At 63.1% G+C, this 13518-nt stretch carries 11 protein-coding genes and 2 tRNA genes; 5 read left to right on the forward strand and 8 right to left on the reverse strand.

The genetic code is table 11. The features are described 5' to 3' along the window. Nucleotides 1–102: 102 nt before the first annotated feature. A complete protein-coding gene (locus tag JN280_RS27685; RefSeq protein WP_202307088.1) occupies nt 103–642 on the forward strand; it encodes a hypothetical protein in 540 nt (179 codons plus the stop codon). 161 nt (nt 643–803) lie between these two features. Here the strand turns inward: JN280_RS27685 and JN280_RS27690 are convergent, their stop codons facing one another. Beyond that, nucleotides 804–1754, reverse strand: coding sequence for a homocysteine S-methyltransferase family protein (locus JN280_RS27690; protein WP_202307090.1), 951 nt, complete (start codon nt 1752–1754; stop codon nt 804–806). Nucleotides 1755–1981: 227 nt separating this feature from the next. On the opposite strand from JN280_RS27690, the gene JN280_RS27695 reads away from it, so the two are divergent. Beyond that, nucleotides 1982–2635: a TetR/AcrR family transcriptional regulator gene (locus JN280_RS27695; RefSeq protein WP_202307092.1), complete on the forward strand. Its 654-nt coding sequence runs from the start codon at nt 1982–1984 to the stop codon at nt 2633–2635. A gap of 163 nt (nt 2636–2798) precedes the next feature. Here the strand turns inward: JN280_RS27695 and JN280_RS40370 are convergent, their stop codons facing one another. After that, entirely contained in the window at nt 2799–3248 is a 450-nt protein-coding gene (locus JN280_RS40370) for a hypothetical protein (RefSeq protein ID WP_446720679.1), read from the reverse strand. A 520-nt stretch (nt 3249–3768) separates the two neighbouring features. Next, nucleotides 3769–3845, reverse strand: a tRNA-Asp gene (locus JN280_RS27705). A 211-nt stretch (nt 3846–4056) separates the two neighbouring features. Between JN280_RS27705 and JN280_RS27710 the strand changes: the two genes are divergently transcribed. Together JN280_RS27710 and JN280_RS27715 are read left to right on the forward strand one after the other, a co-directional pair. Further along, nucleotides 4057–4132 (forward strand) — tRNA-Val (locus tag JN280_RS27710). A 223-nt stretch (nt 4133–4355) separates the two neighbouring features. Next, complete coding sequence (locus JN280_RS27715; protein ID WP_202307094.1) at nt 4356–4985, forward strand: hypothetical protein; 630 nt, start codon at nt 4356–4358, stop codon at nt 4983–4985. Between the two features lie 475 nt (nt 4986–5460). Here the strand turns inward: JN280_RS27715 and JN280_RS27720 are convergent, their stop codons facing one another. From JN280_RS27720 to JN280_RS27740, 5 genes are all read right to left on the reverse strand, one after another. After that, entirely contained in the window at nt 5461–5733 is a 273-nt protein-coding gene (locus JN280_RS27720; protein WP_202307096.1) for an HU family DNA-binding protein, read from the reverse strand. A 194-nt stretch (nt 5734–5927) separates the two neighbouring features. After that, on the reverse strand, nt 5928–8345 hold the full coding sequence (gene lon / locus JN280_RS27725; RefSeq protein ID WP_202307098.1) for an endopeptidase La: 2418 nt from the start codon (nt 8343–8345) through the stop codon (nt 5928–5930). A gap of 286 nt (nt 8346–8631) precedes the next feature. Next, complete coding sequence (gene clpX, locus JN280_RS27730; protein ID WP_202307101.1) at nt 8632–9900, reverse strand: ATP-dependent Clp protease ATP-binding subunit ClpX; 1269 nt, start codon at nt 9898–9900, stop codon at nt 8632–8634. Nucleotides 9901–10191: 291 nt separating this feature from the next. Continuing rightward, nucleotides 10192–10827: an ATP-dependent Clp protease proteolytic subunit gene (locus JN280_RS27735; RefSeq protein WP_202307103.1), complete on the reverse strand. Its 636-nt coding sequence runs from the start codon at nt 10825–10827 to the stop codon at nt 10192–10194. A gap of 251 nt (nt 10828–11078) precedes the next feature. Then, nucleotides 11079–12182, reverse strand: a complete 1104-nt coding sequence (locus JN280_RS27740; RefSeq protein WP_202307105.1) for an NAD(P)/FAD-dependent oxidoreductase — start codon at nt 12180–12182, stop codon at nt 11079–11081. Between the two features lie 89 nt (nt 12183–12271). Between JN280_RS27740 and JN280_RS27745 the strand changes: the two genes are divergently transcribed. Further along, nucleotides 12272–13516 (forward strand): cytochrome P450, encoded by a 1245-nt coding sequence (locus tag JN280_RS27745; RefSeq protein ID WP_202307107.1) that lies wholly within the window; start codon nt 12272–12274, stop codon nt 13514–13516. Nucleotides 13517–13518: the final 2 nt, after the last annotated feature.

The following is a 13518-nucleotide window of genomic DNA, read 5'->3' on the forward strand; positions in this document are numbered from 1 at the left end:
TGACCGGCGCGCGAGCGACCAACTTGACGTTACGGCATCCCCGCGCAAGGATTTCGGCATTCGACGGTCGAGAGAGAGGGCACGCAAATGGGAATGCTGCAGATGACACGCAGCAATCTGACCTTCGGACAGATCGATCAGGGATCCGACGCCCAGGCGGGCGCCGCCGCGAACACGGTAAGATGCTACCGCACGGCAAAAGCGGAGCTGGAGAAGGACTGGATTTCGGACAGGCGCTACAGAAAGCTTGGGCCGCCGGAATTCGGCAATATGAACGCGATCGCGAGCATTCACCGCGCCGGCTTTCGTGACAGGCAGGAAGACGGGATGAGAAGTCCTTTCCTGTCCATCGCCACGAACTGGCGCAAGCTGCTCGAGGAATCCGATTCCAGCACGAGCTTTCTCACCAACGACACTATGGTCATGGCGGAGTTCGAGATTCCGCCGCATTATCTGTTCCGCCCCAAGCCATGCGCGCCGCAATCCAAACGGGAAACTGAATGGCTATATTGCGACTTTCCCGAGATGATCGGGAACTGGCTCGTCGCGCTCTACATCCCTCCCAAGTCTCATACCGACAACACTCTGGTGAAGTACACCGGAAGGAACGCAATCCCGTCGAACGTACCGCCCCACCGTTGATGAGGGCGTTGCCGCCTCGTTGGAGGAAATCCGTCGGACTGTGAATTTCGCGCCGTCTCCGGTTTCGACGCTGTCTTCGCTTGGGACGCGATTGCCGCAAAGCTCTCATGCGGGAACGAGCAGTGCGGTGCTCCCCGTTCCCCTTCCCTGGCCAAGACCTGTCAAGCGCCTTGCGCCGGCAGCACAGCCTCGCAGATGGCCGCGATGTGGCGATGATCAGTGCCGCAACAGCCGCCGAGCACTCGCAGCGCGGGGAGAGAACGTCGCAACGCGACATAGCGCCGTCCGAGATCGACCGGATCGCCTTCATCGAGCGTCGTCGATTCGTCGAGTTCCTGGTGGCTCCTGCTCGACGCGTTGGCGCGGACGCCCTGGACACGCGCCAGCCACGGCTCGCCATTCTCCAGCGCGTGCGCGAAATGCGTGGGGTGAGCGCAATTGATCATGAAGTAGGCCGGCGAGCCGTCGGTTTGCCGGTCCACGGACTCGATCGCCTCCTGGAGCGACGTCCCGTCGGCCAGCCTGCCGTCCGTCTCGACCGTGAAGGAGACGACACAGGGCATTGACTGCGCCCTGGCGGCGCGGGCAATACCGATGGCTTCGCCGACCGTGTTCATGGTGACCGCCGAGACCATGTCCGCGGCGCTGTTCACGAAGGAGCCGACCTGGACGGCGTGGTAGTCTTCGGCCTCGTCCGCTTCCATCCGTCCGGCCTTGTAGCCGTCGCCGCGCGGACCCACGACGCCGTTGATGAGGCATGGCGTCGACGGCCCCTCCCATTGTGCGCGCAGGCTCTCGAGAAATGTGACGGCCTGCCTGTTGACCCTGTCGAGGGCGGCCGCGTCATGGTCGAGCAGGGCTCCCCAATCGGCATTGGCGCGCCAGGTCGGCGTATCGAGGATGAAGCCGACGCCGCGCTCGCGGGCGATCGCCAGGTACCTGGCATAATAGGCTTCCAGTTGCCGCCTCCCTTCTTGCGTGGACAGGAGCGTAAAGGACGCGAAATGCGGAAGTTCGACGCTTTCATGAAAGATCAGCGTTGTTTCCAGACCACCGTCCGACAGGAATGCATCCCGCTCCGCCAGCGGGAGGGCATGGCGATACTTGGCCATTCTGGTCTCCAATGTTAGTGTTTGTCGGTCGGTTCCTCACGACACGGCCGGGCTTGACCCTATTTATTGTCGATGCAGGACGCTCGGACTAGAAGACTTGTGGTCCGGCATGGGTCCATCGCAAAAAACATCGACTTTACATAGGCATAAAGGCTGCTTCGGCCGTCTCTGTTCAACGCCGGGCGGGCAAAACCGTACCGCAGGTGCAGTCGATCGGAGCAGACAGCATGGGCAAGGGCGACGACACGCGGGACCGGTTGCTGGCGATCGCAGAGGCGTCAGTGCTGGCGAAGGGCTTCGGCGCGACCTCGATTGAAGAGATCATCTCGGAAGCCGGCATCACCAAGAGCGGGTTCTTCTACCATTTCCACGACAAGAACGAACTCGCCCGTGCGATGGTGAAGCGCTACGTGGAAACCAATGACCGCCTTTTCGACGAGATTTTCGGCCGTGCGCGCGAATTGTCCGACGATCCGCTTCAGGCGTTCCTGATCGGGCTCAAGCTGCTCGCGGAAACCATGTCCGACATCGAAAACGGCCATCCCGGCTGTATCATCGCCAGCGTCTGTTACCAGGAACGCCTGTTCGACCGTGGAGTGCATGACCTGACCGCCAGGTCTGTCCGAGCCTGGAACGCGCGCTTCCGCGCATATCTCGAGCAGATCGCGACCGTCCATCCGCTGCGCGAAGCGGTCGACATGGACGACATCGCGGACATGCTTTCCTGCGTCGTGGACGGCGGCATCATCATGTCGCGGACGCTGGGCGACAAGCGGCGCGTCGAGCGGCAGATCCTCGCCTTCCGCAGCTTCGTGAAGATGCTTTTCTCGGCGCCCGCCCAGCCGGACGCCATCAGACCTTCGGTTCCGGCAGCGGGCTAGTAGCGCATCGGCTCGAAGAACGCACCCGAATTTCCGAAAACGCGATGCGTGGATTGGGCGTGACAGGGCGACGTCGAGCTTCCGATTGGACGCGCGGCGCCCTTGGGTCAGACGGCTCGCAGTGGCCGCACTGTCGATCGGGTCGGGTGAAGCGATGTCCGGTTCAGAAACCGCGCGGAGGAACAAACAGGCAGATCGTGCGCCCGTCATTCGCCCCCGCGACGGAGCACCAGTGAAACTCGCCGTCGGGGCTGTTCCTGATGCGGGTGTCGGAATAGGGGATCACCTCGCCCGTCCTGACGATGACATATCCTTCGGACTGCTCGCCGACCGCCTTGTCGGCGACCTCACGGCAGTCGTAGCCGGAACAGCAGGCGAAGGGATATGACCATCCGTGCGGCTGTGCCGCGGTTGGCAGGGCATCGTGCGCTCGCGCATAGGATGCCGCGAGCAGCGCCCCCGCGCACAGGAAGACGGCGGCGACCAAAGCCAGCAGCGTGGCGCCTTCGAGACGTTCTCCCGGGGTGCGCTCGCCCACGTCGTCCGCCCTGCAGCCGACATGGCAGCGGCAGAGCGGGTAAAGCTTGCAATCGACTGCGTGCTTCGGTTTCATTGATCGCTCCCGTACTGGCGGCAGTTCGACCTCGTGACGGCCTTGCGCCTCGCGCGCTCCTTGGGATCGCCTCGCGGATCTTGCACTGCGCCGGCCTCCGGTTCGAAGCTCAAGACTGACCGGATGTACGAACTGCTTGGTACTGTCGCCCGAAGCGTCGCACAGTCAGCGCTATTCGATCGTGAATCCTACATGAAGGCAGCGGGGTGGATGCCGCAGTCATGCCTGAGGCCGACAAGATCTCGACCGCCCGCGCGCACGGCCGCGCCGTAACGCCGAACTGGTCCGTGGTACATACGCTTGCGTGGAGGCGGAACCGCCGTTTTGGCACTGGCGATCAGCTTCGCCTCATGCACACGGGCGCAGTCGAGGTCAACAACGGCGGTACGGCCGCCAAGGCGCGGCAGAAAACCTATGGGCCGGCAAATCCCACCGTCGGCGACGGCCAAAAGGCGAAAATCGCTACCGAAAGAATTGAAGCCTCTGGAGAGGACGGGGCACTCAAGCCCTTGGAAAGAAATGGCGCGAGTGACGGGGCTCGAACCCGCGACCTCCGGCGTGACAGGCCGGCACTCTAACCGACTGAGCTACACCCGCGCTTCTGACGGCGGCACAAGTCAACCGCGCCCCGTCGTTGGGCGGTGAATTACGGGGTTCGTTCGCGAGTGTCAAGCGCATCGAGAGCGCTTTTCGCATTGTCACAAAAGCTTTTTTTCGAACCTCTGGAATTGCCGCAGCGGCACGTCGGACCGAGCCCGTTTTGTCCTTGCGATCGCGGCGGGAACCGCTTAAACGTCGCCGACGCGGCGGGCGATTAGCTCAGTTGGTAGAGCGCTTCGTTTACACCGAAGATGTCGGCGGTTCGAGTCCGTCATCGCCCACCATTTACAACCGCGATTTTTCCGGCACACTTAGAAAGAGCAATGCCGTCTCGAGTGACTGGGACGCCTGCGGATGCGTGTCGTTCGAATACTCCTACTCTCGGCCGTGTCAGCCTGATGGGTGCATGATCGATCGACTCCCGAGGCGACAATCCAGTCCATTTCGACCTTGAAGGGCCGGACGGATAATTCTGCGCGAGATCCGCGTGCTAGCCGGAGGGAACAGATGCTGATCGTCTACACGCAAGCAGGTACCGACCTGATGGGCACGTTTGGCTTGACCTCGGTTGGCGGCCACGCGGCGCTCGCCGTTCTCAGCACGAGGTCGAAGGTCTATATCTCATGGGTCACGCAGCCAGGCGCGCATGGGCTTCAATATGAACTGGATCACTTCTCGAAGGCGGGTTGGTCGGATCCCGTCTACAGAGTCCAGCTTCCCACCGTCGAGGACGGCGTCAGTTCCCGGCTGTCGGCCGAGAAGGCACTAGGCTGGTGGGACAAAGGTATCTATAGCGAAGCGGAGGCTCATCTCGCCGAGTGGAACATGCAGCGCCCCTCCGGAAAAGACCTCCGTTCCGTCCTGACTGCCAAATACAACTGCGCGCAGGTTGTGAGACAGCTTCTGATGGCGGCAGGCGCAGAACAATATAACCCTGCGTGGTCATCGGCATGGACTCCCGACAACGTAGCGCGGCTCGCATCGTTTCTCCATCGCCGGATTGGCGAAGAACTCCAGCGGGCTGGCGAAGCGTGGCCGGCCGAGAATGCCCCCGCGACTTTCTTCGCTCGTGACACGCTCGCCGGGCGCAATGTGCACCCCTGGCCGAAGAAACCTTGTGCGGCAGCGCCGCACTGACGACCGTCACCAGACTGGCAAAGGAACCTCCGCGGTGGCCGCTTCGCTGCGCGGATCGGCGCAAGGGTCCTGTCCGCCGCTTTGCCTTCGCCGCCTATGCCGCGCGCAGCAAGCGTCGTCAGCAACAGCACCGGTAGCGCCATCAAGATGCCCGACGCCATGCCGAATAGCCAGACCACGGCGGAGTGCGCCGATTGCGGCTGCCCTACCGTCAGACCGACAGAAGCTATGAAGCCCATCCCGCCAGAATGATGCCGGCGGCGCCCGAGATCAGGCATCAAGTGCCGGAACGAGCCCCGTGAAGCGAACAAACATCGGATGCCTTCGCCACAAGGCAAGCAGGCTTCCTTGGCCGCGAAAGGCTCCAAGCAGCCGCGACCGTCACCACAACGATCAAGACAGCGCCAGGCATGGCGCACAATAGAAAAGCCGGGCACGGGGCCCGGCTTTTCGAACTGTCCCTGAGGGAAGCTGCTCAGTTGACAGCGTCCTTGAGGCCCTTGCCGGCCGAGAACTTCGGGACGGTGCGGGCAGGAATCTGCACTTCGGCGCCGGTCTGCGGATTACGGCCGGTCGAAGCCGCCCGCTTCGACACGCTGAAATTTCCGAAACCGACGAGGCGGACATCCCCACCGCCCTTCAGTTCGCTGGTGATGACGGAGAAAACCGCATCAACCGCTGCCTGTGCGTCGCTCTTGGAAAGCTTCGCGGTCTCGGCAACGGCGGAGACGAGTTCGTTCTTGTTCATAAAACTTCCCTTCCATGAGAATACCGGGACAATCGACTCAACCGGCAGGAAACGAACTCTAGAAAGAAGTGTTGCGGCAACCAAGCTGGAAAACCGGCCCGGAGCCAGAAATTTCCCGGAATTCCGGGCTTTTTCACAGAAAAGCCGGGCGCTGGGGCCCGGCTTCAGGTCTTGGTCGGTGCAGAACGCGACAATCAGTGGGCGAAGCTCTGCGCGCCCGCCTCGTCGCCGGCCTCCGGCTTGGCCGCCGGAGCGTCCGCCGGCTCGACCCATTCGATCGCCTCCGGCATGCGTACCAGCGCGTGGCGAAGCACCTCGCCGACCCTGGAAACCGGGATGATCTCCATCCCGCTCTTCACATTGTCGGGGATCTCGGCCAGGTCCTTGGCATTGTCCTCGGGGATCAGCACCTTCTTGATGCCACCGCGCAGGGCAGCGAGCAGCTTCTCCTTGAGGCCGCCAATCGGCAGCACGCGTCCACGCAGCGTGATCTCGCCGGTCATCGCCACGTCGGCCCGCACCGGAATGCCGGTCAGCACCGAGACGATCGCCGTCGCCATGGCCACGCCGGCCGAGGGGCCGTCCTTCGGGGTCGCGCCCTCCGGAACGTGGACATGGATGTCGCGCTTGTCGAACAGCGGCGGCTCGATGCCGAAATCGATGGCCCTGCTGCGGACATAGGAGGCCGCGGCCGAGATCGATTCCTTCATCACGTCCTTCAGGTTGCCGGTCACCGTCATGCGGCCCTTGCCGGGCATCATGACGCCCTCGATCGTCAGCAATTCGCCGCCGACCTCGGTCCAGGCAAGCCCGGTCACAACGCCGACCTGATCGTCCGCCTCGACCTGGCCGAAGCGATAGCGCGGCACGCCGAGATAGTCCGACAGATTTTCGGGCGTGATCTTCACCGACTTCTTCTTGGTCCGCAGGATCTCGGTCACGGCCTTTCTGGCGAGCTTCATCAGTTCGCGTTCCAGGCTGCGCACGCCCGCCTCGCGAGTATAGGTCTGGATGACCCCCCGCAGCGCCGGTTCGCTCACCGAGAATTCCTTCGGCTGCAGGGCATGGTCGCGTACCGCCTTGGGCAGCAGGTGCCGCTTGGCGATCTCGACCTTCTCGTCCTCGGTGTAGCCGGCGATACGGATGATCTCCATCCGGTCCATCAGGGGGGGCGGAATGTTCAGCGTATTCGCCGTCGTCACGAACATCACGCTCGAAAGGTCGTATTCGACCTCCAGATAGTGGTCCATGAACGTCGAGTTCTGTTCCGGGTCCAGCACCTCGAGCAGGGCCGACGACGGATCGCCGCGGAAATCCATGCCCATCTTGTCGATCTCGTCGAGCAGGAAGAGCGGGTTGGACTTCTTCGCTTTCTTCATCGACTGGATGACCTTGCCGGGCATCGAGCCGATATAGGTGCGGCGGTGACCGCGGATCTCGGCCTCGTCACGCACGCCACCCAGCGCCATGCGGATGAACTCGCGACCGGTTGCCTTGGCAATCGATTTGCCGAGCGAGGTCTTGCCGACGCCGGGAGGGCCGACGAGGCAAAGGATCGGCCCCTTCAGCTTTTTCTGGCGGCTTTGCACGGCGAGATACTCGACGATGCGATCCTTGACCTTGTCGAGGCCGTAGTGGTCGGTATCGAGCACGTTCTGGGCGAAATCCAGATCCTGCTTGACCTTGGAGTTCTTGCCCCACGGAATCGACAGCAGCCAGTCGAGATAATTGCGCACCACCGTGGCCTCGGCCGACATCGGCGACATGGTCTTGAGCTTCTTCAGTTCGGCTTCCGCCTTGTCGCGGGCCTCCTTGGTCAGCCTGGTCTTCTTGATGCGCTCTTCGATCTCGGCGGCCTCGTCGCGGCCGTCCTCGCCCTCGCCGAGCTCCTTCTGGATCGCCTTCATCTGCTCGTTGAGGTAGTATTCGCGCTGCGTCTTCTCCATCTGGCGCTTGACGCGCGAGCGGATGCGCTTCTCCACTTGGAGCACGGAGATCTCGGCTTCCATGAAGCCCATCGCCTTCTCCAGCCGCTCCTTGACGGAGAGCGTGGCGAGCATTTCCTGCTTCTCGGTGATCTTGATCGCCAGATGCGAGGCGACCGTATCGGCGAGTTTGGAATAGTCTTCGATCTGGCTGGCCGCGCCGACCACCTCGGGCGAAATCTTCTTGTTGAGCTTCACATAGTTCTCGAAGTCGGAGACCACCGAGCGCGCCAGCGCCTCGATCTCGACCTCTTCCTCTCCGGGCTCGACGAGAACGGCAGCCTTGGCCTCGTGGAAATCGACGCGATCGGTGAAGGCGGCGATCTTGGCGCGCGCGGTGCCCTCGACCAGCACCTTCACTGTGCCGTCAGGCAGCTTCAGGAGTTGCAGGACATTGGCGAGCGTGCCGATGTCGTAGATCGAACCCGGCTCCGGATCGTCGTCGGCGGCATTCATCTGGGTCGCGAGCAGAATCTGCTTCTCGGCGCCCATCACCTCTTCCAGTGCCTTGATCGATTTCTCACGGCCGACGAAGAGCGGCACGATCATGTGCGGGAATACGACGATGTCGCGCAGCGGCAGAACCGCAAACACACCGTCGCTGGAAGACCGGGATATCTTGGCCATTGTCTTACCTTTCATTTCGCGGTCGCACGTTGGCCAGCCGCGAATCTCATATTAGCGGTCGCGAACCCTTCCGCCTATCGCTCATTGTGACGCGGAGATTTAAGCACGGAGTTCAGCCCCAACCTCATGCGTTAGGTGGATGCTGAGGCGGCAAAGATCAAGGGGAGCGAATAGCGAATAGGAAATGGCGAATAGGGCAAGGAGACCAAGGCGTAGTTAAGCCACTTAAAGCATGAAGGGAGCAGCGAACCCTATTCGCTACTCCCTATTCGCTACTCGCTCGACCTCAGGCGCTGACGCTGCCCTTTTCCTTCTCGGCATAGATATAGAGCGGACGGGCATTGCCCGAGACGACCTCTTCCGAGATCACCACTTCCTGCACCCCTTCCAGGGCCGGAAGCTCGAACATGGTGTCGAGCAGGATCGCCTCCATGATCGAGCGGAGGCCGCGGGCCCCGGTCTTGCGCTCGATCGCGCGCTTGGCGATCGCCGACAGGGCATTCTCGTGGAAGGTCAGGTCGACATTCTCCATCTCGAACAGGCGCTGGTACTGTTTCACCAGGGCATTCTTCGGCTCGGTGAGGATCTGGATCAGCGCGGCCTCGTCGAGGTCCTCCAGCGTCGCCAGGACAGGCAGACGGCCGACGAATTCCGGAATGAGGCCGAACTTCAGGAGGTCTTCCGGCTCAACCTGGCGGAAAAGCTCGCCCGTGCGGCGGTCCTCAGGCGAGGCGACCGTGGCGCCGAAGCCGATCGAGGTCTTGCGGCCCCTGTCGGAGATGATCCGGTCGAGGCCGGCGAAGGCGCCGCCGCAGATGAACAGGATGTTGGCGGTGTCGACCTGCAGAAACTCCTGCTGCGGATGCTTGCGCCCGCCCTGCGGCGGAACCGAAGCGACCGTGCCTTCCATGATCTTCAAGAGCGCCTGCTGGACGCCCTCGCCCGAAACGTCGCGAGTGATCGACGGATTGTCCGACTTGCGCGAGATCTTGTCGATCTCGTCGATATAGACGATGCCGCGCTGAGCCCGCTCGACATTGTAGTCGGCGGCCTGCAGGAGCTTGAGGATGATGTTCTCGACGTCCTCGCCGACATACCCCGCCTCGGTCAGCGTCGTCGCATCGGCCATGGTGAAGGGAACGTCGATGATGCGGGCGAGCGTCTGGGCGAGCAGCGTCTTGCCGCAACCGGTCGGACCGATGAGCAGGATGTTCGACTTCGCCAGTTCGACGTCGTTGTTCTTCCCGGCATGGGCCAGGCGCTTGTAGTGGTTGTGCACGGCCACCGACAGCACGCGCTTGGCGTAGGGCTGGCCGATCACGTAGTCGTCCAGGACCTTCAGGATTTCCTGCGGCGTCGGCACTCCCTCGCGGGACTTCACCATCGAGGTCTTGTTCTCCTCGCGGATGATGTCCATGCACAGCTCGACGCATTCATCGCAGATGAAGACCGTCGGCCCGGCGATGAGCTTGCGCACCTCATGCTGGCTCTTGCCGCAGAAGGAGCAGTAGAGCGTGTTCTTGGAGTCGCCGCCGCTGTTGCTGACCTTGCTCATCTTGTTCTAGTCCTTTCCCTGCCACCCGTTCGCCTCGACGGATGACATAGCAATTCCTTGGCGGAAAGCCCGCCGGCGCCAGAGCTGGCACTCGCTGCGCATTTCCGTACCAAGCACAATCCAGAAATCGCGGCAAATGATTTGCGGCTGCCCCAGCATCACGCTAAGCCGTCGAAACTCAACATAGGCTTAACGTAGGCCGAGGCAATCGTCGAGGGAACAGCAAATTGTGACGGAAATGCCGCAAGCGCTCTCAAAAAAGCGTCATTCCCGCCGCAAATCTCTGCGCCGTCACGCCGCGGACACCGCCGCTTCTATGGCTTCGCGCGACGAATAGACCTTGTCGATGATGCCGAAATCCTTCGCTTCGTCGGCCGTCATGAAATGGTCACGGTCGAGGGTGCGTTCGATTGTCTCGTAATCCCGCCCGGTATGTTTGACGTAAACCTCATTCAGGCGGCGCTTCATCTTTATGATGTCCTGGGCGTGCCGCTCGATGTCGGAGGCCTGGCCCTGGAAGCCGCCGGAAGGCTGGTGCACCATGATGCGGGCGTTGGGCGTGGCGAAGCGCATGTCCTTCTCGCCGGCGCACAGGAGCAGCGATCCCATCGAGGCGGCCTGGCCGACGCAAAGCGTCGAGACCGGCGGCTTGATGAACTGCATGGTGTCGTAGATCGCCATGCCCGAGGTCACAACGCCGCCGGGCGAATTGATGTAGAGCGAGATTTCCTTCTTGGGGTTCTCGGCCTCGAGGAACAGGAGTTGCGCGCACACCAGCGTCGCCATGCCGTCCTCGACCGGCCCGGTGATGAAGATGATGCGTTCCTTGAGAAGCCGCGAGAAGATGTCGAAGGCACGCTCGCCGCGATTGGTCTGCTCGACCACCATCGGCACGAGGTTCATGTAGGTTTCGACGGGGTGCTTCATGAAATGTCCCTTTGCCCGGATTCCGGCGCAGCAGGCAGGAATCGACTTGAATTGCTCGCTTGTTAGATAGGACGTCGCATCCGTCCTGCGCAAGGCCGGCGCCTCTGATGCCGCCCGGGCAGGTCTCCGAAAAGTGTCCTGCGGTCTTCCGACGGGAACCTGCGGCAAATAGAGCAACTGGCAGGTGAATCGTGGACACGGCCACCCGAACCTGCCTGGCCTGCGCTTTTGGCGCGGCGAAGCCTGGGGGGTCATGCCGCCTCGGCGCGCAACCATCGGACGAGACCGGCGACATCGCCGTCCTCCACGGCCGTGGCCACGCGACGCCCGACCGCCGCCCCGAATTTGTAGCCGTGGCCCGAACAGGCCGAGATCACGAGGCACTTCCCGATTTCGGTGCCGAAGAAGCGCTCGTCGTCGGTGAAGGTGTAGGCGCAGGTCACAACGTCGGTGATGCGGTATTCGCGCACGCGCGCGATCGGCGGCTGGAACAGGTCGCGGATCGCCTCGCCCTCCCCTTCGACCGGAAGCCTGTTCCAGTCCGCGTCGCTTGTCGGCACCTTGTGCAGCCCGGTCCCGAATTTGAGCCCCGCCCCGCCGCTCGGCGGGATCATGTAGCCGTCGGTACGCCCGCCGACGTCGAGGACGACCGGCGCCCTTTCCCAGGCCTTGCGCAGGTCCGCCGGCGGCTCGGCATAGGCGAGAGCCGTGCGCCAGGTCTTCAGCGTGCCGGCGAGCTGTGGAAAGAGCTTCAGCACCCAGGCGCCGGCGGCCACCACGATGCGGTCCGCCTCGATGCTCGACCCGTCTGCGAGCCCGACATGTCCAGCATCGGCATCGATGTCGACAACCCTGCTGTTTTCATAGAGGAATGCCCCCTTCTCCTTCAGCCAGACGGCGAGGCCGGCCGCGATCCGCCGGGAATGCAGCGCCCCTCCCTCGGGCGAGAAGAGGGCATAGCGAAAGGTGCCGGGCTCGAGAAACGGCCAGCGCAAGGCCGCCTCGGCGGGTTCGAAAAGCTCGAACGGATAGGCTCCCGCCGCGAGCCCGTCGCGATACTGCTCGGCCTCGTCGCCCGCCTCGCGCGAGATGCACAGGAAACCGCGTGGATCGAGACGGCAGGCGCCGAGATCGGCCCACATCGCGTCCCAGGCCTCGTAGGCCTCGGTGATCAGCCTGCCATAGCCGGCCGCCGTCCCGTAGGCCCGCCGGATGATGCGATGGTGATCGCCGGAGGCGGCGAGCGGATTGGGGATCGGCCCCTGTTCGATCACGGTGACCTGATGGCCGCGCTTGACCAGCGACCAGGCCGTGGACAGTCCGGCGATGCCCGCGCCGACGATCGCAATCCTCATGCCTCGAACTCCTTGACCAGATGACCCATTGTCAGGCGCGTCAACATACGGTCTGGAAAAACGTGGGCAAGCCGGGCTAGAGAGCGGCCATGATCCAGCCTCGCTATCTCTCATTCGACGCAGAGACCCGCCGCGTCGGACTCGACCCCCACGACCAGGATTTCGTCCAGGACCCTTACGAGGCCTATCGCTGGCTTCACCAGGCCGCCCGCAGCTTCTACTGGGAAGATTTCGGCTTCTGGTGCCTGGGCGGCCACGACGACGTGAACCGGCTGCTGCGCGACCGCCGCTTCGGTCGCGAGAAGCCGGCCGGTGCCGCCGACAGCCAGGGTGTCTCCGGCGACCGGCTGCATCTTGTGGATTTCGACGCGATCGAAGCGAATTCGATGCTGGAGCTGGAACCGCCGGTCCACACGCGTTTGAGGACGCTCGTCAATCGCGCCTTCGTCTCCCGTCAGGTCGAACGCCTTCGTCCGCGCGTGGAGAAGCTCGCCAACGAGCTGATCGACGGTTTCGAGCGCGCCGACGAGGTCAATCTACTGCCGGCTTTCGCCGCGCCCTTGCCGATCACCATCATCGCCGAAATGCTGGGTGTGCCGGTGGAGATGGGCCAGCAACTGCTCGACTGGTCCCACAGGATGGTCGCCATGTACATGCATGGCCGCACGCGCGAGACCGAGGAGACCGCCAACCGGGCGGCACGCGAGTTTTCGGATTTCCTGCGCTCCTACGTGGCCGAACGCCGGCGGCAGCCGGGAGACGACCTCCTGTCTCTGCTCATCTCGGCGCAGGAGGACGGCCAGAAGCTGACCGAGGACGAACTCGTCTCCTCGACCATCCTGCTGCTGAATGCCGGCCATGAGGCGACCGTCCACCAGACCGGCAATGCCGTTCGCACGATCCTGATGCGGGGCGGCGACCCACGCCGCCTGTTCGCATCCACTGAGGTCACCGAAGCGACGGTCGAGGAATGCCTGCGCTTCGACGCACCGCTGCACATGTTCACGCGTTACGCCTATGGCGAGATCGAAATCGGCGACGGCATCGTACTGAAGCCGGGCGATCAGGTCGGCCTGCTCCTTGGGATGGCCAACCGCGACCCGCTGGCATTCTCCGCCCCCGACAGCTTCGACCCAGCCAGGACCGGCGGAAAGAACGTCTCCTTCGGCGCCGGGATTCACTTCTGTATCGGCGCGCCGCTCGCCCGACTGGAGCTGCAGACGGGCCTGAAGGTACTGTTCGACCGCTTGCCCGGGCTTCGTCTGGCCGAGCAGCCGCGCTACCGCGACACCTACCACTTCCATGGGCTGGAGCAGCTTGTCGTGCAGCCTTGACG

Origin of the sequence: Mesorhizobium sp. L-8-10, assembly GCF_016756635.1 — a bacterium.
Lineage (GTDB): Bacteria > Pseudomonadota > Alphaproteobacteria > Rhizobiales > Rhizobiaceae.

Bases quoted from the DNA above. Each gene is read 5' to 3' on its own strand.
- JN280_RS27685 (WP_202307088.1), top strand. From the start codon at position 103: ATGACACGCAGCAATCTGACCTTCGGACAGATCGATCAGGGATCCGAC.
- JN280_RS27690 (WP_202307090.1), bottom strand. From the start codon at position 1,754: ATGGCCAAGTATCGCCATGCCCTCCCGCTGGCGGAGCGGGATGCATTC.
- JN280_RS27695 (WP_202307092.1), top strand. From the start codon at position 1,982: ATGGGCAAGGGCGACGACACGCGGGACCGGTTGCTGGCGATCGCAGAG.
- JN280_RS40370 (WP_446720679.1), bottom strand. From the start codon at position 3,248: ATGAAACCGAAGCACGCAGTCGATTGCAAGCTTTACCCGCTCTGCCGC.
- JN280_RS27715 (WP_202307094.1), top strand. From the start codon at position 4,356: ATGCTGATCGTCTACACGCAAGCAGGTACCGACCTGATGGGCACGTTT.
- JN280_RS27720 (WP_202307096.1), bottom strand. From the start codon at position 5,733: ATGAACAAGAACGAACTCGTCTCCGCCGTTGCCGAGACCGCGAAGCTT.
- lon (WP_202307098.1), bottom strand. From the start codon at position 8,345: ATGGCCAAGATATCCCGGTCTTCCAGCGACGGTGTGTTTGCGGTTCTG.
- clpX (WP_202307101.1), bottom strand. From the start codon at position 9,900: ATGAGCAAGGTCAGCAACAGCGGCGGCGACTCCAAGAACACGCTCTAC.
- JN280_RS27735 (WP_202307103.1), bottom strand. From the start codon at position 10,827: ATGAAGCACCCCGTCGAAACCTACATGAACCTCGTGCCGATGGTGGTC.
- JN280_RS27740 (WP_202307105.1), bottom strand. From the start codon at position 12,182: ATGAGGATTGCGATCGTCGGCGCGGGCATCGCCGGACTGTCCACGGCC.
- JN280_RS27745 (WP_202307107.1), top strand. From the start codon at position 12,272: ATGATCCAGCCTCGCTATCTCTCATTCGACGCAGAGACCCGCCGCGTC.